Genomic DNA, 21446 nt, shown 5'->3' with positions numbered 1-21446 from the left:
GACGTGAAGGGATCAGGGGCTCAGACCTCCCGCACGCCCGACCGCCAGACCCCAGCCGTCAGTGGCACGCCCGGGCGGTAGGCCAGGTGCACGTGCGAGGGCGCGTCCAGCAGCAGAAGGTCCGCCCGCGAGCCGACCGCGACCGTCCCCACGTCACTGCGGCGCAGCGCGTGGGCGCCGCCCGCAGTCGCGGCCCAGACCGCCTCGTCCGGGGTCATGCCCATCTCCCGCACCGCCACCGCGATGCAGAACGCCATCGAGCTGGTGAAGCTGGAGCCGGGGTTGCAGTCCGTTGACAACGCCACCGTCGCGCCCGCGTCCAGCAGCCGCCGCCCGCTCGGGTACTCGGCCCGGGTCGAAAACTCCGCGCCCGGCAGCAGGGTCGCGACCGTGCCCGAGCCGGCCAGCGCCGCCACGTCCTCGTCGGTGAGGTGAGTGCAGTGGTCGGCCGAGGCCGCGCCAAGTTCCACCGCGAGCTGTACGCCCGGGCCGTACGTGAGTTGGTTGGCGTGCACCCTCGGCGTGAGGCCGCGCTCGATGCCGGCCGTAAGGATCGCGCGGGCCTGGTCGCCGTCGAAGGCGCCCTTCTCGCAGAACACGTCCACCCAACGGGCGTGCGGCGCACAGGCGTCGAGCATCTCGCCGGTGACGAGATCCACGTAGCCCGCCGGGTCCTCGGCGTACTCGGGAGCGACCACGTGCGCGCCCAGGTAGGTGGTTTCCGGGGTGTGCTGCGCGGCGATGCGCAGCGCCCGCGCCTCGTCCTCGACCGTCAGCCCGTAGCCGGACTTGCACTCGATGGTGGTGGTGCCCTGCCGTAGCGCCTCGGCGACGAATCGCGACAGGTTGGCGTCCAGTTCGGCGTCGCTCGCCGCCCGGGTGGCCGCCACCGTTGTGCGGATGCCGCCCGCCGAGTACGCCTGCCCGGACATCCGGGCGTTGAACTCGGCAGTACGGTCACCCGCGAACACCAGGTGGGCATGGGAGTCGACGAAGCCGGGCAGCAGCGCCCGCCCCTCGGCGTCGAACCGCTCGTCCCCAGCCGGAGCGGCGGACGACGGACCGACCCAGGCGATGCGGTCGCCCTCGACCACCACGGCCGCATCGCTCAGCAGACCGAGCGGCCCGGTGCCGAGCCCGGGATCGTTGGTGACCAGGCTGCCGATGCCCGTGATCACGGTGGTCTTGGTGCTCAAGACAGCGCCTTCCTAGGGGAGTTAAGAAACGTCAGCCGCTCAGCGCGCCGATCGCGGTCCGCAGCGCGCCGGGCACGTCCGCCACCAGCCGGTGCACGCCGTCCCGAACGATCTGCCGGCCGCCGACCACCACGTGCCGCACATCCGCCGCCGAGGCCGCGAAGACCGCGATCTCCGCGCCGAGCCGCGGCGGCGGGCCGGCGGTGCGGACGGAGTCCAGCGCGATCACCGTGAAGTCGGCGAGCGCCCCGGCCTCGATCCGCCCGGCCTCGGGCCAGCCGAGCGAGGCGTGCCCGTCCTCGGTGCCCGCCCGCAGCAGCGCGTTCGCCGTCCAGTGCCCGCGCGTACGGGTGCGCAGCCGCTCGTCCAGTTCCAGCGCCCGCGCCTCCTCGAACGGGTCGATCACGGCGTGGCTGTCGCTGCCCAGGGTGACCGGGCAGCCCGCCGAGGCGAGCGCCCGGGCCGGGCCGATGCCGTCCGCGAGGTCCCGCTCGGTGGTGGGGCACATGCAGATCGTCGTGGAGCTGTCGGCGAGCAGCCGGACGTCCTCGTCGGTGAGGTGGGTGGCGTGCACGGCCGAGGTTCGCGGGCCGAGCGCGCCGTGGTCGGCGAGCAGCCGGGTCGGGGTGACGCCGTGCGCGGCGAGGCAGGCGTCGTTCTCGGCGGTCTGCTCGGACAGGTGGACGTGCAGCGGCGCCCTGCGCATCGCCGCCCAGTGCGCGACGGTGCCCAGCTGCTCGGCCGGGACGGCCCGGACGGAGTGGATCGCGGCGCCGATCCGGGCGTGCTCGCGCGGCTTGAGCGCCTCCGCCCGCACCGCCCAGGCCTCGGCGTCGCCGTCGCTGAACCGCTGCTGCGGCTTGGTCGGCTCGGCGCCGAAGCCGGAGGAGAGGTAGCAGGTGTCCAGCAGGGTGATCCGGATGCCGGCCCGGGCGGCGGCCTCGATCAGCGCCTCGCCCATCGCGTTCGGGTCGGTGTAGCGGGCGCCGCCGGGCGCGTGGTGCAGGTAGTGGAACTCGCCGACCGCGGTGATCCCGGCCAGCGCCATCTCGGCGTAGACCGCGGTGGCGAGCTCCAGGTACGTGTCCGGGTCGAGCGCGCCGGCGAAGCGGTACATGGTGTCGCGCCAGGTCCAGAAGGTGCCGGAGCCGACCTGGACGTGGCCGCGCAGCGCCCGGTGGAAGGCGTGCGAGTGGGCGTTCGCCTGGCCCGGCACCGCCAGCCCGTCCAGCCGGACGGCCCGGGGCGGGCAGGGCCCGCTGTCCGGTGTGACGGCGGCGATCCGGCCGCCCGGGCCGGTGGCGATCAGCACGTCGCGCTCGACGGCCGGCCCGTTGGGGTGCGGCAGCCAGGCGTACTGCGCCCAGTAGGTCACCGGCTCGACGACCGGCGTCGATGGGGTCACTGACACGCCAGGTCCTCCAGTACGTCGGCGAGGGCGCTCACCCCGGCCAGGCAGTCCGCCCGTTCGGCGTGCTCCGCCGGGGAGTGCGAGACGCCGGTGGGGTTGCGCACGAACAGCATCGCGGTCGGCACGGCCGATGCCAGGATGCCCGCGTCGTGTCCCGCGCCGGTGGGCAGCACCGGCGCGTCCAGCAGCTTCGCCAGCCGGTCGCGCAGCGGCCCGTCGAAGTCCACCACCGGGGTGTAGGACTCGCGGGTCAGCTCGACCCGGACGCCGTCGCGCCCGCCGCGCTCGGCGGCGGCCTGCTCGATCTCGGCGACCAGCGCGGTGAGGGTGCGCTCGTCGGCCGCCCGGGAGTCCAGCCAGCCGCGCACCAGCGAGGCGATCGCGTTGGTGCCGTTCGGCTCGACCGCGACCTTGCCGAAGGTGGCCAGCGCGCCCGCCTGCCTGGCCTTCTTGCGGGCGGCGAGCACGGTGTTGGCGTAGGTCAGCATCGGGTCCCGGCGGTCCTCGATCCGGGTGGTGCCGGCGTGGTTGGCCTCGCCGTGGAAGTCGAACCGCCAGCGGCCGTGCGGCCAGATCGCGCTGGCCACGCCGACCGGCCGCTCCTCGGTGAGGTAGCGGCCCTGCTCGACGTGGAGTTCGACGAAGGCGCCGATCCGGGCCAGCCGGTCGCCGTCCGCGCCGATCGCGGTCGGGTCGTAGCCGGCCCGCTCCATCGCGTCGGGCAGCCGCAGGCCGTCCGCGTCGCGCAGCTCGTACGCCTCCTCGCGGGAGAGCACCCCGGCACTGAGCCGGGAGCCGATGCAGGCCACGCCGAACCGGGCGCCCTCCTCGTCACCGAAGTTGACGATCGCCAGCGGCCGGCTGAACTCGGCGCCCCGGCCCCGCAGTTCGTCCAGCGCGGCGAAGGAGGAGACCACGCCGAGCGGGCCGTCGAAGGCGCCGCCGTCCGGGACGGAGTCCAGGTGCGAGCCGGTGACCACGGCGCCGCCGGCGTTCGGGTCGCCCAGCCAGGCCCACTGGTTGCCGTTGCGGTCCAGCTCGTACGCCAGGCCGCGGTCGCGGGCCTGCTGCTCGAACCAGGCGCGGCACTCGGCGTCGGCGGAGTTCCAGGCGAAGCGGCGGTAGCCGCCGGAGGAGGCGGAGCGGCCCACGGGGAGCAGCTCCGCCCACATCTCTTCGAACGAAGAAACCGTCACAGCTCACCCATCGGCACGCGCACGCCGCGCTCGCCGGCGACCTCGGTGGCGCGGTCGTAGCCGGCGTCCACGTGCCGGATGACGCCCATGCCCGGGTCGTTGGTGAGCACCCGGCGGATCTTCTCCCCGGCCAGCGCGGTGCCGTCCGCGACGGTGACCTGGCCGGCGTGGATCGAGCGGCCGATGCCGACGCCGCCGCCGTGGTGGATGGACACCCAGGAGGCGCCGGAGGCGACGTTGACCATGGCGTTGAGCAGCGGCCAGTCGGCGATCGCGTCCGAGCCGTCCAGCATCGCCTCGGTCTCGCGGTACGGGGAGGCGACCGAACCGCAGTCCAGGTGGTCGCGGCCGATCACGATCGGGGCGGACAGCTCGCCGGAGGCGACCATGTCGTTGAAGCGCTCGCCGGCCTTGTCGCGCTCGCCGTAGCCGAGCCAGCAGATCCGCGCGGGCAGGCCCTGGAAGTGCACCTTCTCCTGGGCCATCTTGATCCAGCGGGCCAGCGACTCGTTCTCCGGGAAGAGGTCGAGGACGGCCTTGTCGGTCTTGTGGATGTCCTGCGGGTCGCCGGACAGCGCGGCCCAGCGGAACGGGCCCTTGCCCTCGCAGAACAGCGGGCGGATGTAGGCGGGGACGAAGCCGGGGAAGGCGAAGGCGCGGTCGTAGCCGGCCAGCTGGGCCTCGCCGCGGATCGAGTTGCCGTAGTCGAAGACCTCGGCGCCGCGGTCCTGGAAGCCGACCATGGCCTCGACGTGCCTGGCCATCGACTCGCGCGAGCGCTCGGTGAACTCGGCGGGCTTCTCGGCGGCGTAGGTCGCCATGTCGTCGAAGGCGACGCCGACCGGCAGGTAGGCCAGCGGGTCGTGGGCGCTGGTCTGGTCGGTGACGATGTCGATCGGCGCGTCCATCGCGAGCAGCTGCGGGACCAGCTCGGCGGCGTTGCCCAGCACGCCGATGGAGAGCGGCTGCTTCTTGTCGCGGGCGGCGGTGGCGAGCTCCAGCGCGTGGCTGAGGTCCTTGGCCTCGACGTCCAGGTAGCGGTGCTCGATCCGGCGGGCGATCCGGGACGGGTCGCAGTCGATACAGATCGCCACGCCGCCGTTCATGGTGACGGCCAGCGGCTGGGCGCCGCCCATCCCGCCGAGGCCGGCGGTGAGGGTGATGGTGCCCTCCAGCGTGCCGTTGCTGTTCCATTTAGAAGCGTGCTTGTTGGCGACGGCCGCGAAGGTCTCGTAGGTGCCCTGGAGGATGCCCTGGGTGCCGATGTAGATCCAGGAGCCGGCGGTCATCTGGCCGTACATGGTGAGCCCGAGGCTCTCCAGGCGGCGGAACTCCTCCCAGTTGGCCCAGTCGCCGACCAGGTTGGAGTTGGCGATCAGCACGCGCGGCGCCCACTCGTGGGTCTGCATGACGCCGACCGGGCGGCCGGACTGGACCAGCATGGTCTCGTCCTGCTTCAGGCCCTGCAGGGTCTTCACCATGGCGTCGAAGGAGCGCCAGTCGCGGGCCGCCTTGCCGGTGCCGCCGTAGACGACCAGCTTCGACGGGTGCTCGGCCACCTCGGGGTCGAGGTTGTTCATCAGCATCCGCAGGGCGGCCTCCTGCTGCCAGCCCTGCGTCGTGAGCCCAGTCCCGCGGGCCGCCCGTACCTCTCGCGGACCGCTCGTCTGCTGCGCCATGTCCCGGCCTCCTTGCGGATGGATTCATTCAAGCTCGGTTCGGCTGAATATATCCAAACATTCAGCCCTCGACCAGACCTGGAATCCATCGGATCAGCGATGGCCGGAACCCGCGCCCAGGCACGCCGGAGCGCCCGCCCGGCCTGGCCCTCCCGGCGGAGGGGCCCCAGGAACCGGAACGGGCCGAAACGGACCCGGAACGCGCCCGCGACGTCGCTCAGGCGGCGGCGTCGCCGTCCCAGTCGATGCCGATCTCGGCGAGCCACCGGCGGTCGGCGGCGTCCGGAGCGGGCGGGGACGGCGGGCGGGGAATGTTCTGGACGGGGCCGAGGCCGTACCTCTCGGCGGCCGCGGCGGCACGGGAATCGGGCTCGATCACGCCGACGTGCACGGCGGACTCGTCGCCCGGGTCGAGGACGATCAGTTCGGGCTCGGGCAGGCGCCGCAGGGTGACGCGGCGTCCGCAGGTGGGGCAGGACCATTCGTCGACACCCGAGGCCAGACGGGCGACGAACTTCATCTCGTGGATCACGCGCATGGGCGGCACCCCCTGCAGTAGGGGATGCCCGGCGCGCGGGACGGCTATTCCCGGCCGAACCGCCGTGAACTGCGTTTAACCCCGTCCTTGTTCACTCCGGCCCCCGTTCACTTCGGGCCGTGCTCACTCCAGGAAGAGCCCGCGCGCCGCCGCCGACTGCTCGATCGCCTCCAACCGGGCCTCGGCCCCCGGGAGTTCGTCGCACATGGTCTGCAGCAGCACCCGGCCGAGCATCATCGGCGCGCAGGCGGTGTCGAAGACCAGGCCGGTGCCCACGGCGGCCGGCAGCATCAGGTCGGAGAGCTTGGCGACCGGTGAGAAGACGCTGTCGGCCACGGTCAGCACGGTCAGCCCGCACTCGCGGGCCACCGCCAGCGCGTCCATCAACTCCCGCGGGTAGCGCGGCAGCGCGAAGCAGAGCAGCGCGCTCGCCCCGGCCGCGGCGGCCTGTTCCAGCCGGTCGGCGAGCATGCTGCCGCCCTCGTCGAGCAGCCGGATGTCGGGGTGCACCTTGGCGGCGAAGTACGCGAAGCCGCGCGCCTGCGCCGAGGCGGCCCGCAGGCCGAGCACGGGCAGCGGGCGGGAGGCGGCCAGCAGCCGGGCGGCCCGGATGATCGGCTCGGGGTCGGCGAGGAGCTCGGCGAGGTGGCGCAGGTGCTCGATCTCGGCGAGCACGGCCTGCTGGTGCTCGTTGCGCACCGCGTCGACCGGGGTCTCCGCCGCGGCCGGCTCGCCCGCGCCGAGTTCGCGCAGCTGCCGGCGCAGCGCCGGGTAGCCGTCGTACCCGAGCGCGACCGCGAAGCGGGTGACGGACGGCTGGCTCACCCCGGCGAGCTCGGCGACCTCGACGCTGGACAGGAACGGCGCCTCGGTGGCGTGCCGGACCAGCGAGTGGGCGATCCGGCGCTGGGTCGGCGTCAGCCGACGGCCCTCGAAGAGCTGGAGCAGCCGGGCGGAGGGCCCGACGGTGCCGGCCTCGTCGGTGGCGGTCATCAGCGGTACCTCCGGATGCAGCGGTTCGGACGACGACTGTGCAGCAGCACGTCCCCGGTGGCAAAAACGTCTCGTGCGACGGGACGTCCGGCGGGACGCCCCGAGGACCGGACCGTACACGCCCCCGCGCACCCGCACCGCCTCTCGGGGTGACCCTGATTTCTCCCTGAGCCTGCCCGGATTCCCCCCGCGAACGGATGGACCGGGCCCGGCGGCGGCGCCAGGCTGGTGGCCATGGACACTCGCCAGGACGAACTGCGGCGCGACCTCGACGCCACCCTCCAGGCCCGGAAGGAGCTGGGCAAGGAGTACGAGGACGAGCTGGTCGATTCCTTCATGAAGCGCCTCGACTCCCGGCTGGACGCCCGGGTCGAGCGCTCGGTGGCCGACCGCCTGGACGGCCGCGACGACTACGGGCCCGGCTACCGGGACCGGCACCGCCCGCGCCGCGGCGGCTGGGGCCAGGGCCGGTCCGGGAACCGGCTCGCGGTGGTCTCGCTGGGCCTCGGCATCCCGCTGAGCGCGATCGCGGGCAGCCCCGAGAGCGGCGGCTTCGCGGGCCTGCTGGTCTGCTGGGCGGGCATCGTCGGGGTCAACTTCGCGGCCGCGCTGGGCAACCGGCTGAACCGCGCGGAGCGCCGGCCGCGGAGCGACTGGGACTGAGCCCCGGCCGCTCCGCGGGTCGATGGCCTCAGGCCAGCGGCCCGGTGACCCGCTCCACGGCGCGCACCAGCCCGCCGGAGGCGACCAGCGCCGCGGCGGCCTCCAGGTCCGGCGAGAGGAAGCGGTCGCGACCGGCGCCGCCGACCCCCGCCTCCCGGGCGGCGGCGACGGCGGCCGCCGTCGCCGGGGCCGACCGGCCGGTGCCGTCCGCCTGCTGGCGGATCTCCAGCGCGCGGGCCGAGGCGGTGAGTTCGACGGCGAGGATGCGGGCCAGGTTGTCGACCGCCTGGCGCAGCTTGCGGGCCGCCGACCAGCCCATCGACACGTGGTCCTCCTGCATCGCGGAGGAGGGGATCGAGTCGACCGAGGCCGGGACGGCGAGCCGCTTGTTCTCGCTGACCAGCGCGGCCTGGGTGTACTGGGCGATCATCAGGCCGGAGTCCACGCCCGGGTCGTCGGCCAGGAAGGCCGGCAGGCCGTGCGAGCGGGCCTTGTCGAGCAGCCGGTCGGTGCGGCGCTCGGAGATCGAGCCGAGGTCGGCGGCGGCGATGGCGAGGAAGTCCAGCACGTACGCGACCGGGGCGCCGTGGAAGTTGCCGTTGGACTCCACCCGGCCGTCCGGCAGCACCACCGGGTTGTCCACCGAGGCGGCCAGCTCGCGCGAGGCGACCAGCTGGGCGTGCGCCAGGGTGTCGCGGCCGGCGCCGGCCACCTGCGGGGCGCAGCGGATCGAGTACGCGTCCTGGACCCGCGGCGCGTCGTCCTGGTGGTGGCCGGTGAGGCCGGAGCCCTTGAGCACGGCCAGCATGTTGGCGGCGCTGAGCGCCTGGCCCGGGTGCGGGCGGATCGGGGCGTGCAGCTCGGGGGCGAGCACCTTGTCGGTGCCGAGCAGCGCCTCCAGGCTCATCGCGGCGGTGATGTCGGCGGTGGTGAACAGCCGCTGCAGGTCGGCGATGGCCATCACCAGCATGCCGAGCATGCCGTCGGTGCCGTTGATGAGGGCCAGGCCCTCCTTCTCCAGCAGCTCGACCGGCTCGATCCCGGCGGCGGCGAGCAGCTCGGCGACCGGCTTCTCCTCGCCGTCCGGGCCGGTGGCGGTGCCCTCGCCCATCAGGACGAGCGCGCAGTGCGACAGCGGCGCGAGGTCGCCGGAGCAGCCGAGCGAGCCGAACTCGCGGACCACCGGGGTGATGCCCGCGTTGAGCAGGGCGGCCATGGTCTGGGCGACCAGCGGGCGGACGCCGGTGCGGCCGGAGGCGAGCGTCTTCATCCGCAGGAACATGAGCGCGCGGACGACCTCGCGCTCGACCGCCGGGCCCATCCCGGCCGCGTGCGAGCGCACCAGCGAGCGCTGCAGCTGGGCGCGCAGCTCGGGGCTGATGTGCCGGACGGCGAGCGCGCCGAAGCCGGTGGAGACGCCGTAGACGGGGCGCGGCTCGGCCGCGAGGGCGTCGATCCGCGCGCGGGCGGCCGCCATCTCGGCGAGCGCGTCGGGACCGATCTCGACCCGGGCGTTGCCCCGGGCGACGGCCAGCACGTCCTCCGCAACTACGTCGGCCTTGCCGACCAGGACCAGCGGAGCGTCGGGGGCCACAGCACTGTGCATATCCATATGCATCATCACATCAGGTGAATGAAGATATGACAACAGCTGTTCGTCATTCGGATTCTCCGCCGCCCGGATCCGGCCCGCACCCCCCGACCCCGCCGCCGCCCCTTCCCCGGGCGCCGTCGGCTCACCCCTCCAGCTCGGCCTCGATCAGGTCCGCCGCCCGGACGGTGCCGCCCTCGGCCCGGCCCGCGGCGGACAGCGCCGCCAGCCGTTCGGCCACCGCCGGATCCCCGACCAGCTCCAGCAGGGCCGCCCGCAGCGCCTCCGCCGTGGCCTGCCCGGTGTCCAGCCGGCGGGCGACGCCGAGGCCCACCAGGGCGTCCGCGTTGGCGAACTGGTCGGCGGCCTGCGGCACCGCGATCATCGGCACGGCGTGGAACAGCCCCTCGCTGGAGCCGCCCATACCCGCGTGGGTGACGAAGGCGTCCGCCTGGGCGAGCACCGACAGCTGCGGCACCCAGCGGTGCACCTCGACGCTCGCCGGCACCTCGCCGAGCTCGGCCGGGTCGGTGTGCCTGCCGATCTGGAGCACGACGTGCCAGCCCGGCAGGTCGCCGAAGGCCCGCACGCAGGCCCGGTAGAACGCGGGCCGGTGGGTGAAGGCCGAGCCCAGCGAGACCAGCAGCACCTTCTCGGCGCCCGCCGGGCGCTCCCACCGCCCCTGGTGGGCGCGGTCGCCGAAGCAGGGCCCGACGAAGCTGACGCGCCGCCCGTCGACCCGGTCGGCGTTCGGCTGCAGCGCGCGCGGGACGAGCGCGACGCACCGGGCGGGGCGGTTCTTGAAGGCCTCCACGCCGCGCTCCACCGCGCCGGCCGCGGCCAGCCAGTCGGCGAACCGGCGGTAGTGCTCGGGGCCGCCGGGGCCGGTGCGGATCGCCTCGAAGACCGCAGCCATGTCCTCCTCGATGCCCTCCCAGCCGACGATGCTGGAGGACAGCTGCACCACCGGCACCCCCAGCCGCTCGCCGAACGCCCGCCCGGCGAAGCCCGCGATGTCGTAGAGCACCAGGTCGGGCCGGTCGTCCTCGAAGGCCGCCAGCAGGGCGGGCCACATCGACAGCGCGTCGTCCAGGAACACGTCCTGGATCGCCACCGGGTCCTCCGGCCAGCCGGCCGGGTCGTCGGCGAGCGGCAGCCTGGTCGGGTACGGGACGAAGGTCGCGCCGGTGGACTCGACGATCGCGCGGAAGGACGGGTCGTTGACGTAGCTGACCCGGTGGCCGCGGGCGACCAGCTCGGTGATCACGGCGAGGCCGGGGTTGACGTGCCCGTGGGCCGGGACGGAGACCATCAGGACGTGTGCGGGGCGGTTCACGGGCACCTCCGGGGAGAGTGGATGAGACGAGACGTACCGTCTCGCCGAGTCACGACGATACGATACGTCTCGTCTCACCGATCCGCATAGACTTTTCCCCATGGCCACCAGACCCGCCCCCGACCCCGCCCGCCGCAGCGAACGCGCCCGCGCCGCTGTCCTCGCCGCCGCCACCGAACTCGTCGGCGAACTCGGCTACGGCAAGCTCACCATCGAGGCGATCGCCGCCCGGGCCGGCGTCGGCAAGCAGACCATCTACCGGTGGTGGCCCTCCAAGGGCGCCGTCGTCTTCGACGCCTTCCTCGCCGTCAACGAGAGCGGGGGCGGCCTCGCCCTCCCCGACACCGGCGACCTCGCCGCCGACCTGCGCACGGTCCTGCGTCCCACCAGCGACGAACTCGCCGACCCGGCCGCCGACCTCACCTACCGCGCGATCACCGCCGAGATCCTCAACGACCCGGCCCTGCGCGCCGAGTACCGGACCCGACTGCTCGACCCGCTGCTCGCCGTCACCCGCGACCGCCTCCGCAGCGCCCGCGACGCCGGCCAGATCGCCCCCGACACCGATCTCGACCTCGCCGTCGAACTCCTCTACGGCCCCCTCCACTACCGCTGGCTGCACCAGCTCGGCCCGCTCAGCCACGACCACGCGGACCGCCTGGTCGACGCCGCCCTGCGCGCCCTCAACCCGCCGCCCGCGAACGACCGTTCGGGCAGCTGACGCCCAACGTCCCGGGCGACGCGGGAAGTTCACCTCCCGACCCCGGCGAGACCGGTGCCAGGCGGGCCGCCCGGGGCTATCCTGGAGCGGTGGGGCCCGGGTGCCGATCCCGGCAGACCCGGGGGAACCAACGGAACGGTCGTCCGGGGGGCCCGTGTCGAACGAAGAAGCGGTCAAGACCGCCTGGCAGATCCACGGTTCGCTGACCGAGGTGACCGGCAGAGTCGATGCCAAGGCCTCCTTCGCGCTCACCATCGAATCCGCCGCGCTGGGCGCCATCGTCGCCCTGTCCGGCACCGGCACCACCCTCGGCCGCACCTCCGGCGCGCTCGCCGCGACCCTCTTCTGGCTGGGCGTCGCCGTCCTCGCCCTGGCCGCCGTCGCCGCCGTCTCGGTCGTCGTGCCGCGCGGCGAGGGCAAACAGCCCAGCGACCCGCCGAACTTCGTCTACTACGGCCAGCTCCGGCACTGGACGCCCGACCGGCTCGCCACCGAACTGCGGGACACCGACCCGCTGCCCGTACTCACCCGGCAACTCGTCGAGATGAGCCGGATCATCTGGGTCAAGGACCGCCGGGTACGGCAGTCCCTGCTGCTCGCCGTGGTGGGCTGCGGCCTGGTCGCCCTGGCCGGACTGCTGGGATGACCCCCGCCGGACGGGCCCCGCACGGCCGCCCGCCGTTCTGGCGGCTGCTCGACGCCGGGGCCCGGGAACGGCTGCGCGCGTCCGCCCGCCCGGTCGACTACCCGGCGGGCGCCGCGCTGCTCCAGCAGCACGAACGCTCCGACCACCTGCTGGTGATCGAGCGCGGCTGCGTCAAGGTCCTGGTGGAGTCCGGCGGCGGCTACCGCGCGATCCTCGCCATCCGGGGGCCCGGCGACCTGCTCGGCGAACAGGCCGGCCTCGACGGCGGCTCCCGCTCGGCCACCCTGCACGCCCTCACCGACGTCACCGCGCTGCACATCCCGCTCAGCCGGTTCGGCGCCCTCAAGCAGGCCGACCCGGCCGTCGCGCACGCCCTCCAGCAGGTCCTCTCCGGCCGGCTGCGGGAGGCCGACCAGCAGCGCGCGGCCACCGGCTCGGCGGTCGCCCGCCCCCGGCTGGCCGCACTGCTGCTGGAGCTCGCCGACCGCTACGGCACCCGGGCACCCACCGGCGAGGTGCGGATCGCGCTGCCGCTCTCCCAGGACGACCTCGCCGGGCTCGTGCTCAGCTCCCGGCGGACCGTCAACCGGCTGCTGGAGGAGTGGCGGGAGGCGGGCTGGCTGCGCACCGGGCGCCTGGCGATCGAACTGCACCGGCCGGAGGCGCTGGCACGGCTGGTCCGCGGCGAGCGGGTGCCGTAGGGCGTCAGAGGCCGTCCTCCGCGCGCTGCGCCAGCCCGTAGCGGGCCGCGATCGGGTTCCAGGCGTCGACGAAGGCCTGCTTGGCGGCGGTGGCCGCCCCGCTCTGGCGCTTCGCCTCGGCGTAGTCCGAGGTGGTGGTGTCCGCGTCCTTGACGCATCCGGCCTGCGAGTTCGCCCAGCGGGCGAACGCCTGGTCGGCCAGCGCCGAGGACTTCCAGCCCTGCTGCAGCTGGGCGGACAGCACCGCCGGCAGGGCCGAGGTGTCGAGGTTCTGCAGGCGGGTGACCAGGGCGTTCCGGTCGCCCGCCGCCCCGCGGAGCACGACGGCGTCGTACCCGACGTTCCCGCACGAGCCGACGTCGGCGACCGCGGCGATGACGGCCGCCCGGCTGCTGGTGCTGCTGTTCAGCAGGGCGTCGACGGCCCTCGCCTGGGCCCCGGGGTCGGGCGGGGCGACGCCGCCGCCCGTCGTACCGCCGCCGGTGGTGCCGCCGGTGGTGCCGCCGGTGGTGCCGCCGACGGTGCCGTAGCCACCGGTCGGAGGCCGGTACGGCGTGGAGTGGGGCGCCGAGGTCGACGGGTTCGAGCGGGCGCCGTCGGCATGGTCCTTCAGCGCCGAGACGCCCTGGACGCCGCCCCAGACGAGCACGACGGCCAGCAACAGCCCGGCCAGCACCTTGCCCGGCCCCGGCGGGGCGGCGGCGGGCGGGCCGGCGGCGCCGCCGGCCGTCGCGTGCGGCCCGGACGGCCCGGACGGCCCGGACGGCGCGGAGGGCGAGGAGGGCGAGGACGGCCCGCCCACCCCGCTCGGAGGCGTCCGCAGCTCCGTGATGGCCCGCAACAACGGCCCTTCCCACGCCGCGAGTTCGGGCCGCCCACCGGGCTCCTTCGCGAGCGCGGCGGCGGCGAGCCGGCCGAGGTCCGCCGAGATCATCGCGGCCACCCGGGTGTCCCGGCTGTCCTGCTCCCCGGCGAGCAGCCGGACCACCAGCAGGCCGAACTTGTACGCGTCCCCGCGCTCGGTGGCCAGCGGTTCGCCCGCGGGCAGGCTCCAGTCCGGGGTCTCCGTCTGCTTGAGCGCGTCCCGGCCGTTCACCCGCATCGCGTCGCAGTCGATCAGGAAGCAGCCGGGCTCCGGGCCGAGCCGGAACAGCACGTTCTTCGGCGAGAGGTCGCCCACCACGACGCCGAGCCGGTGCAGGCCGGCCAGCGTCCGGGAGAGGTCGAGCAGCAGTTGGAGCCGCTGCTCGTCGCTGATCGCGATCCCCACCCGGTTCAGGTAGCCCTCGTTGTTCAGCAGGAACTGGAAGCCGGCGAGGTGGCGGCCGGTCTGCGGCGAGCTGATGAAGAAGTCGTCCGGGACGAGGCGCATCAGGATGCCGCAGCGGCCCCGGTCGTCCAGTACCACGGCGGCCGGCCAGGCCAGCCGCTCGCACAGCCAGCGCCCGGCGGCGTCGGCCAGCCCGGGCACGAACTCGACCATCGCGTCCAGCGCCGGGCCGTCCAACTCGCCCCGGCTGGCGGTGGAGTACTCCTTGTACGCCATCGGCCACTCGCCGTTGATCAGCCGCCCGGGCAGGTCCCATACGGTGCCCTGGCCGCCCTGGCCGAGCTTGTCGCCCCTGGTCAGCTTCTCCATCCGGATCCCGGTCACGGCGCCGCCTCCACGGCCGAGGCGGGCCACACCACGAGCAGGGTGCGGTCGTCGTCGAAGGTCTCCCGGGAGAAGTCCAGCAGGTGGGCGAGCCCGCGCGGTTCCAGCGTGGGCGCCAGGTGTTCGGCGAAGAGCCGGCCGACCGGGCCGGTGCCGTCGCCCAGCGGGTCGCCGAAGCCGTCCGTGCCGACCAGCAGCCGGTCGGCGCCGAGCACCGTGGTGCGGTGCACGCGCGGGTCGAGGACCTTGCAGGGCAGGGCCGTCACCGCCGAGGAGGCCACCCCGCGGCCGCCGCCGCGCCGGGCCGGGGTCATCCGCAGGAACCGGCCGCCCTGCGACAGCACCCAGGCCCCGGAGTCCCCGACGCAGACCAGGTGGACGTCCAGCCCGAGGGTGATCGGCGCCGCCACGCCCGTCACCAGGGTGGTGGCCATCAGCCGCTGGGCGGCCTCCGTGTCGTCCCGCGGCAGTTCGAGGATCTTCGTCGTCTGCGCGACCAGCTGGTAGGCGGCGTGGTGCAGCACCGTCGCCCAGTCCAGCTGCTCGGGGCGGCGGCCGCCGTCCAACTGCCGGGTGACGGTGTCCACCGCCGTGCGGCAGGCCAGGGTGGCGCCCAGGTGCGACTGCTCGGCGCCGGAGACGCCGTCCGCGACGGCGAACACCAGCACCCCGGAGTCGTGCAGCGCGATCGCGACGTCGTCCTCCCGGAGCCGTCCGTTGGCCCGGTGCCCGTACCCGCGGACGGAGGCCAGCCGGACCCGCAGGTGCTCGCTGGACCAGCCGTCGAAGACGGTGTCCGGCCGGTACGAGGAGCCGGACGGCGGCCGGGGCTCGAACCGGTCCACCGGACGGTCGAGTTCGATCGGCCCCCAGGACGTCCGGGGCGCCACCCGCCCCGGATCGCCGCCCGGCCGGACGCCTCCCGGCGGGTGGACCGTCCGGACGGGGACGGGCAGGAAGCCGGACGCGTCCGGCCCGCCCGCCGGGGGCGGCGGTACGGACGGCAGTGACGGCGCGCCCCGGCGGTCCGGCCCGCCCGCGCGATGCTCCGGGCTCACCGTCACACCACGTCGATCGCCATGCGGAAGCCCTCCGGCCGGTCCACCACCAGCTCCGCACTGCCCGCGGCGAGCGACATGCCGGAGGCGACGATGCTGGTGGTCAGGGCCGCGCAGAACTTGGTGATGGCCGCGCCGATGTCGGCGCCGGGGATCTGGACGAAGGCGTAGTTGCGGTCGGTGGCGACGTTCAGGATGGTGGCGGCGTCCGCGGCGCCGATGCCGAAGGCGGCGATGTTCGGCGACTCGGGCAGGCTCCGCCGGTCGGTCAGCTTGCGGTGCACGCTCACCCAGTCCTCGTTGCTGTTGGGCTGGCCGTCGCTCAGGAAGAACACGGCGGGCCGGTAGACGGTGTACCCGGCCTTCTTCAACTCCCGCACGTCCCTGGGGATCCGGGTGAGCAGGTCGTCGAACACCGCCCGGAAGCTGGTGCCGCCGCCGTAGCTGGCGAGCACCGGCAGCTCGTCCTCCTCCCGCAGGTCGGCGAGGCTCATCCGCACCTCGATCCCGTTGGAGAAGCCGAGCACGGAGAATCTGATCTTCGCCGCCGCCATCGGCTCGGCCATCAGCGCGCGGTGCAGGGAGGCCAGGCCGGAATTGAGTTCGCCGAGGACGGGTGTCATCGATCCGGATTCGTCGGCGACCACGTACATCGGGATCAGGTTGCCGCGGTTGTCCGCCATGGTCAGGACTGCCTCTCGGGTCCGGGCGCCCTGGGCGCCCCGTTCGGTTCGGGTCGGGGATCGGTGCGGCTCAGCGGGTGCCGCCGAGCCGGCGCAGACCGGGCGGGCACTCGATGAACAGGTCGAGCCGGCCGCCGGCCAGGCCGCGGCCCAGGTACAGCACGGAGTCGCGCAGCAGCGAGGCGAACCGCTCGGCGGCGGTGGGCAGGTCGAGCCCGGGCTCGGCGAGGAAGGCGAGTTCGGGGTGGTGGGCGACGGTCCGGATCTCCGTCTCGTCGGCCCGCCCGATGCCCACCGCGATGACCGTCGGGTGGCCCGGGTTGGCCACCGGGTCGGTCAGCGCCCGCAGCGCCTCGCGCCACCGGACGGAATCCTCCTCGCAGGGCCCGCCGAACAGCACGAAGAGCACCGGGCGGTGGACCACCGGGTGCTCGGCCTTCAACCGGGCCAGGTCCTGCGCGACGAGGGCCCGCAGCCGCTCGAAGGCCAGGTCGTGCCGGGCACCCGCGCGCACCGTCAACTCCGGCATCACGGTGGTCCATTCGACCGCGGCCAGCGGCAGGTGCAGCGTGGTCTCCCCGGCCGCGCCGAGCACCGCGAGCCGCAGCCCGGCGGCCGACTCCGGCGGGGTGAGCAGGGCCGAGTGCAGGCCGCGCAGCGCGTTGTTGAGGCCGGGGAGGCAGCCGGCGACGGCCGCCGACTCGTCGAGCAGCAGGTAGATCGGGAGCACCCCGGTCACCGGGCCGCCGCCGGACGCGGCGTCGGCCGGCCCGTTCGTGACCACCGTCCCCACCAGCGGGGAGTGCGCGCCGGCCGGCGGCGGCGCGGCGACCGGCGGCAGGGGCCCGGCGACGGGCGGCGGTGGCGCGGTCCGTCCCGAGGAGGCGGCCGGCCGGTCCCAGCCGACATGCGGCCCGCCCGGCAGCACCGCGCCCTGCGCCCGGTCGAGCGCCTGCCGCCGGATCACCTCGACGTCGGCCGGCTGGATCAGCTTGCTCTCGACCATGAACCTGAAGACCTCGACGGACCGTTCGTCGAACTGCTCCTGCCGCGCGATCAGCGCCGCCTCCCACTTGGTGCGCATCTCGACGGCTTCAGCGGCCTTGTCCGGGTGTTCCAGCACGAACAGCGTGATCAGCCGGTTGATGTCGAGGTCGCCGTCGCCCAGCAGTCGGTGCCGCTCCTCCTGCAGCTCCAGCCTGACGGCCTGTTCGCGCCGTTCGCGGGCGAGCCGGCCCTCCAGCTCGATCCCGTCGATCACCTGCTTGCCGTGGGCCTCGCCCTCGGCGAGCCGCTGCGCCGCGATGGCCAGCTGCATGTCCCGGTCGGCCTTGGTCAGGTTCTCGACGTAGCCGCGGGCGGCCTCGTCGAGGCGCAGGTCGACCACGCAGCGGTAGATGGTGATGCCCTCCGGCAGCATCATCTCGCGGGCGCACTCGTGGTTCATCCGCAGTTCGGCGAGGTCGGCCTGGTGGATCGAGTAGCCGCGGGCGATCACCCGCAGCACGGCGGCGATGTGCCCGTAGACCACGACCAGCGCGTCGGTGACGTTGCGCCGCACCACCTCGACCGGGTCGTGCACCCGGAAGCCGACGTCCACCACGGCGTCGAAGCAGTGCGCCTGGTCCTGGGAGGGCAGCGGCCAGCTCTTCAGGTGCGCCTTGCGCCGGTGGTCGCTGAGGTCGACCTCGTACCTGGTCCGGTACTTGCTCATGAACTGCTGCGACCAGCTGAGCGGCCGCCCCTGGAACCACGCCAACTGGCCGTCGTAGGAGGCGTACACGGCGGCGGCGCTCGGCTTCAGTGCCTTCACCGGGCCGGACAGCCCCCGGGGCACCGGCTCCTCGCTGAGGATCAGCGGCAGGGTGGGGGTCATCTCGCGCTCTCCTGTCGGTCCAGTTCGGCGGTGACGGCGGCGGTGCTCCGGGTGAACGGGGTGATGCTGTACGGGCCGGACCAGTCGACGGCCTGGCGGCGCAGGATGGTCGCGGTGCGCGGGTCGCCGTCCGCGAGCGCGCCGACCATCCGGACGAAGACGTCCCGCAGCGCCGGGTCGGCCTCGGTCAGCCGGGCCCACAGCTGCAGCACGACCTCGCAGACCGCGCGGTGGACGGGGTCGGCCTCGTTCAGCGCCGCTCGCCAGAGCGCGACGAACGGAGCGCGCAGCGCCGGCTCCCGGTCCACCCGGATCAGCAGGCCGGGCCAGTTCGGCATCGCGGCCGGCTCGGCCAGGGTCTCGGTCTCGACCACGAACTCGGCGTTGACCAGCAGGAACGCCAGGAGGACGGTGGCGCGGGCCCGATGGTCGGCGAGCGCGGCGTGCAGTCGGCCGAGCACCACGGCGGCGAGCCGGCCGTCGTCGGTGAGGATGTCGCTCAGGCTGTCGCCGACCGCGATGGCGACGTCGAGGTCGTCGTCGACCATGCAGAGCCGGGCCAGCGCGTCGATCGCGACCAGCGGCTCGGCACCGCCGAGGCTCACCGCGTACACCCGTGCCGCGGTGGCCTGGAGGTTCGGGCGGGACGCCTCCACGAGCCAGCCGGCCGCCAGGTTCTTCACCCTGCGGACCAGTTCGGGGTTCTTGGCGCACACCTTCAGGGCGTGCGCGACGGCGGTGCGGCGGCGCGCGTCGCCGTCGTCGGCCCAGCGGAAGAACAGGTGGTCCATCAGGTACTGGAAGGACCGGTCGGCCAGCACCCCGAGCGCCACCCCGGCGTGCGTGCGGACGTGTTCGGACGGGTTCTCGACCAGCTCGCCGAGCCAGTCCAGCAGCACGCTGTGCAGCGGGAGTTCGGCCCACGCGTGCTGGATCAGCCGGCGCGGGTAGCCCGGATCCTTGAACCGCAGGCCCTCTGCGGGCACCCGCCCGTAGGGGCTGAAGAGGCGCACCGGCACCGCCTGGGCGCGCAGCCGGGCCAGCCGCCGGCGGCGCGGCACCCGGTACGGCTCGCGCACCCGCGGCAGGTGGCCGTCCGCGGTGGCCAGCACGGTGTAGTCCTCGACGCCGAGCCGGCGGTACAGCCCGCGGGCGGCGGCGGCCACGTCCTCCTGCGGGAGGCCGTTGAGCACCGCCAGGGCGACGGCGTAGCAGCGCAGGAAGGGGTCGTCCAGGTTCTCGACCCAGATCTCGAAGTCCTCCTCGCCACGCCGGGCCAGCTTCTCGCGGACGAGGTCGAGGTCGGGCGCGCCGGTGCCGGTGGCCTCGGCGGCGTCGGCCAGCGCGGCGGCGAGTTCGGCCGCCGCCCGGCAGGCGCCGTCCGCGGCCAGCTGCTCGTCGACCAGCTCCGCCACGCCCCGGCGGCTGAGCAGCAGGGTGGCGACGGCCTCGCCGAGCCGCCAGTCCAGGTGCCGCCGGACGATCGCGGCGGGCTCGGGCGGGGCGGGCAGGTCGATGACGTGGCCGAGGATCTCGGGGTCGACCAGCCCGCTCTCCTGGCCGACGGTCAGCACCAGCCGGGCCCCGGCGCGGTGCAGGGCGCCGTCGAGCGCCTGGACCAGCGGGCCGTTCAGGGTCGCTCGGTCCGCCGGCTGGTCCACCAGGTAGCCGACCGGCTCGCCGGGCCCCTCCTCGGCGTCGGCCTCCAGCCGCGCGGTGAGCGCGCCGAGGTCGGTGGTGCGGTCCAGGTGGTACGTCCGGTCGACGGAGCAGCCGAGCAGCAGCCGCAGCGCGGCCGTGGTCTTGCCGGAGCCGGCCGGGCCGCGCAGGATCGCCAGTCGGCGCCGGCCGAACGCCGCCCGCACCTCGGGCCAGCCGGCCGGCTCCGCGAAGGCCCGGCGCACGCGTTCCAGGACGAGCGGGGAGACCAGCCGCAGCGGTGCCCGGCCGCCGCCGACCAGGAAGACGTTCTTGTCCCCGGCGACCAGGTCGCCGTCGATGCTGGCGAGCGCGTGCCGCACGGTGTCGTGGCGCAGCATGCCCTGGGCGAACCCGGCCCCGGTGCTGTCCCGAGCCGCGCCGACGCGGACGGAGTGCCTGCCGCCGGAGTCGCCGGACGGCCCTGCGGGGTCACCGGACGACCCGCCGCCGACGCCGTCGCCGGCGGGCGGGCCGTCCGGGGCGGGCCCGTCCGGCCCGGCGGTGGGCGGTGCCGCCGGGCCGGGCACCGGGCCCGCTCCCCCCTCGGCCGGCGGAACCCCCGTTACCGCCGGCCCCGCGTCCCCGGGCGTCGTCATCGACGGCCCGGGGAGTTCGGTGCCTGGTGGACGTTCTTGTCGCCGGCCACCGCGTCGCCCCGCACGTCCCCGTGGATCTGGAACACCACCCGCGCCGCCGGGGCGGCGGGCTGCGGGTCGCCCCCGGGGCCGTTCCGCGGCGCGTCGGGAGGCCCGCCCGCGGGCCCGTCCGACCCGCCGTGCCCCGGCCCGGCGTCGAGCCCGGGCGGCGCCGGGTAGCCGGGCACGGTGATCCAGCCTCGGGCGGGGAGCCCGTGCTTGACCTCGAAGTCGACCGGCAGGTACGCCGCCGGGTCGACGGTGCGGTACTCGTGCCGCACGACGCCCCGGTAGACCTCGTCCGAGACGATGAACGCCAGGTTGGCCCGCCCCGCCCGGGCCAGCACCGCGCGCAGCGGCGCGGCGTCGACCAGCCGGAAGGTCCAGTTCACCGCGTCCCCGGACCAGCCGTCCGCGTCCCGGCTGACCAGCCCCTGGTGCAGCGCGACCCGCAGGCGCAGGGCGTGCGCCTCGCTGAACATCCGCGCCTTCTCGCCGAGGCAGTCGTCCAGCGCCCGGATCAGCGCGCCGGCCAGCAGCACCGGCGAGACCTGCGGCTGCACCAGGATCAGCACGCCGTCCCCGCGGTCCTCGGTGGCGACGGCGTCGGCCGGCAGGCCGGCCTGCGCGACGGCCTCCCGGAGCACCTGGTACATCGCGTCCCGCAGCGACCGCTGGACGGGGTCCGGCCGCGTGCTGAACGCTTCGATGTCGAGCACCACGATCCAGTGGTGCACGGCCGCCAGTGTCATTACGCCCTCCCGGCTCGGCGTCGGCCCGTACCCCATTGGTACGCCACCCGGGGGCGCGCTTCTACGCCAAATGGCGCACCGGGCGCGCTTTCTGACCCGACTTCAGGGCAGGTGGTCTGCAGGCACCGGCCAGGGTACGAAGCGGACCCGGGCGTACGACCGCGCTTGTCCGGATCGTTACCGCACTCCCCCCACGACCGACCCGCACCACCCCGGCGCGCACGCCCCCGCGCACGCACGGCCCCCACTGCGCCCCGGCGCCGGCGTACGCGCCCCCGCCGTACCACCCCCGCCGTACCGGCGCCGTCAGACCGCCGCCGTCAGACCACCGGCGGTGAGGCCGGGCCGGCCAGCCCGACCGCGACCAGCGCGCGCATGGCGCTCGCCGCCTGCCCGAGCGGCAGGGTCGCGTCGTC

The 21446-nt window shown here is 74.8% G+C and carries 18 protein-coding genes; 4 read left to right on the top strand and 14 right to left on the bottom strand.

The features are described 5' to 3' along the window. Positions 1 to 20: 20 nt before the first annotated feature. The 6 genes from hutI to ACPC54_RS22040 form a co-directional block, all read right to left on the bottom strand. Positions 21 to 1196, bottom strand: a complete 1176-nt coding sequence (gene hutI, locus ACPC54_RS22065; protein WP_498966977.1) for an imidazolonepropionase — start codon at positions 1194 to 1196, stop codon at positions 21 to 23. Positions 1197 to 1227: 31 nt separating this feature from the next. Continuing rightward, entirely contained in the window at positions 1228 to 2607 is a 1380-nt protein-coding gene (locus ACPC54_RS22060) for a formimidoylglutamate deiminase (protein WP_498966975.1), read from the bottom strand. Next, positions 2598 to 3779, bottom strand: coding sequence for an allantoate amidohydrolase (locus tag ACPC54_RS22055; protein WP_498967025.1), 1182 nt, complete (start codon positions 3777 to 3779; stop codon positions 2598 to 2600). The genes ACPC54_RS22060 and ACPC54_RS22055 overlap by 10 nt, the downstream gene beginning before the upstream one ends. A gap of 20 nt (positions 3780 to 3799) precedes the next feature. Then, positions 3800 to 5482: a urocanate hydratase gene (gene hutU / locus ACPC54_RS22050; protein WP_498966973.1), complete on the bottom strand. Its 1683-nt coding sequence runs from the start codon at positions 5480 to 5482 to the stop codon at positions 3800 to 3802. Between the two features lie 217 nt (positions 5483 to 5699). Then, positions 5700 to 6020, bottom strand: coding sequence for a hypothetical protein (locus tag ACPC54_RS22045; protein ID WP_498966971.1), 321 nt, complete (start codon positions 6018 to 6020; stop codon positions 5700 to 5702). Positions 6021 to 6143: 123 nt separating this feature from the next. Next, positions 6144 to 7013, bottom strand: a complete 870-nt coding sequence (locus ACPC54_RS22040; RefSeq protein WP_498966970.1) for a MurR/RpiR family transcriptional regulator — start codon at positions 7011 to 7013, stop codon at positions 6144 to 6146. A gap of 234 nt (positions 7014 to 7247) precedes the next feature. Here ACPC54_RS22040 and ACPC54_RS22035 point away from each other — a divergent pair, with 234 nt between their 5' ends. Next, complete coding sequence (locus tag ACPC54_RS22035; protein ID WP_498966968.1) at positions 7248 to 7676, top strand: hypothetical protein; 429 nt, start codon at positions 7248 to 7250, stop codon at positions 7674 to 7676. A 28-nt stretch (positions 7677 to 7704) separates the two neighbouring features. Here ACPC54_RS22035 and hutH read toward each other — a convergent pair whose 3' ends face one another. Next, on the bottom strand, positions 7705 to 9282 hold the full coding sequence (hutH, locus tag ACPC54_RS22030) for a histidine ammonia-lyase (RefSeq protein WP_498966967.1): 1578 nt from the start codon (positions 9280 to 9282) through the stop codon (positions 7705 to 7707). Positions 9283 to 9412: 130 nt separating this feature from the next. After that, positions 9413 to 10579, bottom strand: a complete 1167-nt coding sequence (locus tag ACPC54_RS22025) for a macrolide family glycosyltransferase (protein ID WP_498967024.1) — start codon at positions 10577 to 10579, stop codon at positions 9413 to 9415. A gap of 124 nt (positions 10580 to 10703) precedes the next feature. Between ACPC54_RS22025 and ACPC54_RS22020 the strand changes: the two genes are divergently transcribed. From ACPC54_RS22020 to ACPC54_RS22010, 3 genes are all read left to right on the top strand, one after another. After that, positions 10704 to 11324, top strand: a complete 621-nt coding sequence (locus ACPC54_RS22020; protein WP_498966966.1) for a TetR/AcrR family transcriptional regulator — start codon at positions 10704 to 10706, stop codon at positions 11322 to 11324. A gap of 154 nt (positions 11325 to 11478) precedes the next feature. Next, positions 11479 to 11970 carry a Pycsar system effector family protein gene (locus tag ACPC54_RS22015; RefSeq protein WP_498966965.1) on the top strand — a complete coding sequence of 164 codons (492 nt, stop codon included), beginning with the start codon at positions 11479 to 11481 and terminating at the stop codon, positions 11968 to 11970. Beyond that, a complete protein-coding gene (locus ACPC54_RS22010) occupies positions 11967 to 12671 on the top strand; it encodes a Crp/Fnr family transcriptional regulator (RefSeq protein ID WP_498966963.1) in 705 nt (234 codons plus the stop codon). Before ACPC54_RS22015 ends, ACPC54_RS22010 begins: the two co-directional genes overlap by 4 nt. 4 nt (positions 12672 to 12675) lie before the next feature. Here the strand turns inward: ACPC54_RS22010 and ACPC54_RS22005 are convergent, their stop codons facing one another. From ACPC54_RS22005 to ACPC54_RS21980, 6 genes are all read right to left on the bottom strand, one after another. Further along, positions 12676 to 14325 carry a serine/threonine-protein kinase gene (locus tag ACPC54_RS22005; RefSeq protein ID WP_498966961.1) on the bottom strand — a complete coding sequence of 550 codons (1650 nt, stop codon included), beginning with the start codon at positions 14323 to 14325 and terminating at the stop codon, positions 12676 to 12678. Continuing rightward, positions 14322 to 15383 (bottom strand): protein phosphatase 2C domain-containing protein, encoded by a 1062-nt coding sequence (locus ACPC54_RS22000; RefSeq protein ID WP_498966960.1) that lies wholly within the window; start codon positions 15381 to 15383, stop codon positions 14322 to 14324. Before ACPC54_RS22000 ends, ACPC54_RS22005 begins: the two co-directional genes overlap by 4 nt. A 2-nt stretch (positions 15384 to 15385) precedes the next feature. After that, entirely contained in the window at positions 15386 to 16066 is a 681-nt protein-coding gene (locus ACPC54_RS21995) for a vWA domain-containing protein (protein WP_498966958.1), read from the bottom strand. Between the two features lie 70 nt (positions 16067 to 16136). Further along, positions 16137 to 17942, bottom strand: a complete 1806-nt coding sequence (locus ACPC54_RS21990; protein WP_498966956.1) for a vWA domain-containing protein — start codon at positions 17940 to 17942, stop codon at positions 16137 to 16139. Next, the gene (locus ACPC54_RS21985) at positions 17939 to 20170 is read right to left on the bottom strand and encodes a hypothetical protein (RefSeq protein ID WP_498966954.1); all 2232 of its coding nucleotides are present in this window, start codon (positions 20168 to 20170) and stop codon (positions 17939 to 17941) included. Before ACPC54_RS21985 ends, ACPC54_RS21990 begins: the two co-directional genes overlap by 4 nt. A gap of 65 nt (positions 20171 to 20235) precedes the next feature. Next, positions 20236 to 21030, bottom strand: coding sequence for a hypothetical protein (locus tag ACPC54_RS21980; protein WP_498966952.1), 795 nt, complete (start codon positions 21028 to 21030; stop codon positions 20236 to 20238). Positions 21031 to 21446 lie beyond the last annotated feature (416 nt).

The sequence above is a fragment of the Kitasatospora sp. NPDC094028 genome, from assembly GCF_049543595.1.
Taxonomy (GTDB): domain Bacteria; phylum Actinomycetota; class Actinomycetes; order Streptomycetales; family Streptomycetaceae; genus Kitasatospora.
The sequence above is the reverse complement of the archived record's forward strand: the minus strand, read 5'-3'. Positions and strand labels throughout refer to the sequence as shown.

Excerpts from the sequence above, each read along its gene's own strand:
- ACPC54_RS22045 (WP_498966971.1), bottom strand. The coding sequence starts at position 6,020 with ATGCGCGTGATCCACGAGATGAAGTTCGTCGCCCGTCTGGCCTCGGGT.
- ACPC54_RS22010 (WP_498966963.1), top strand. The coding sequence starts at position 11,967 with ATGACCCCCGCCGGACGGGCCCCGCACGGCCGCCCGCCGTTCTGGCGG.
- ACPC54_RS21995 (WP_498966958.1), bottom strand. The coding sequence starts at position 16,066 with ATGGCGGACAACCGCGGCAACCTGATCCCGATGTACGTGGTCGCCGAC.
- ACPC54_RS22035 (WP_498966968.1), top strand. The coding sequence starts at position 7,248 with ATGGACACTCGCCAGGACGAACTGCGGCGCGACCTCGACGCCACCCTC.
- ACPC54_RS22025 (WP_498967024.1), bottom strand. The coding sequence starts at position 10,579 with ATGGTCTCCGTCCCGGCCCACGGGCACGTCAACCCCGGCCTCGCCGTG.
- ACPC54_RS21990 (WP_498966956.1), bottom strand. The coding sequence starts at position 17,942 with ATGACCCCCACCCTGCCGCTGATCCTCAGCGAGGAGCCGGTGCCCCGG.
- ACPC54_RS22040 (WP_498966970.1), bottom strand. The coding sequence starts at position 7,013 with ATGACCGCCACCGACGAGGCCGGCACCGTCGGGCCCTCCGCCCGGCTG.
- ACPC54_RS21980 (WP_498966952.1), bottom strand. The coding sequence starts at position 21,030 with ATGACACTGGCGGCCGTGCACCACTGGATCGTGGTGCTCGACATCGAA.
- ACPC54_RS22020 (WP_498966966.1), top strand. The coding sequence starts at position 10,704 with ATGGCCACCAGACCCGCCCCCGACCCCGCCCGCCGCAGCGAACGCGCC.
- hutH (WP_498966967.1), bottom strand. The coding sequence starts at position 9,282 with ATGCACAGTGCTGTGGCCCCCGACGCTCCGCTGGTCCTGGTCGGCAAG.
- ACPC54_RS22055 (WP_498967025.1), bottom strand. The coding sequence starts at position 3,779 with ATGTGGGCGGAGCTGCTCCCCGTGGGCCGCTCCGCCTCCTCCGGCGGC.
- hutU (WP_498966973.1), bottom strand. The coding sequence starts at position 5,482 with ATGGCGCAGCAGACGAGCGGTCCGCGAGAGGTACGGGCGGCCCGCGGG.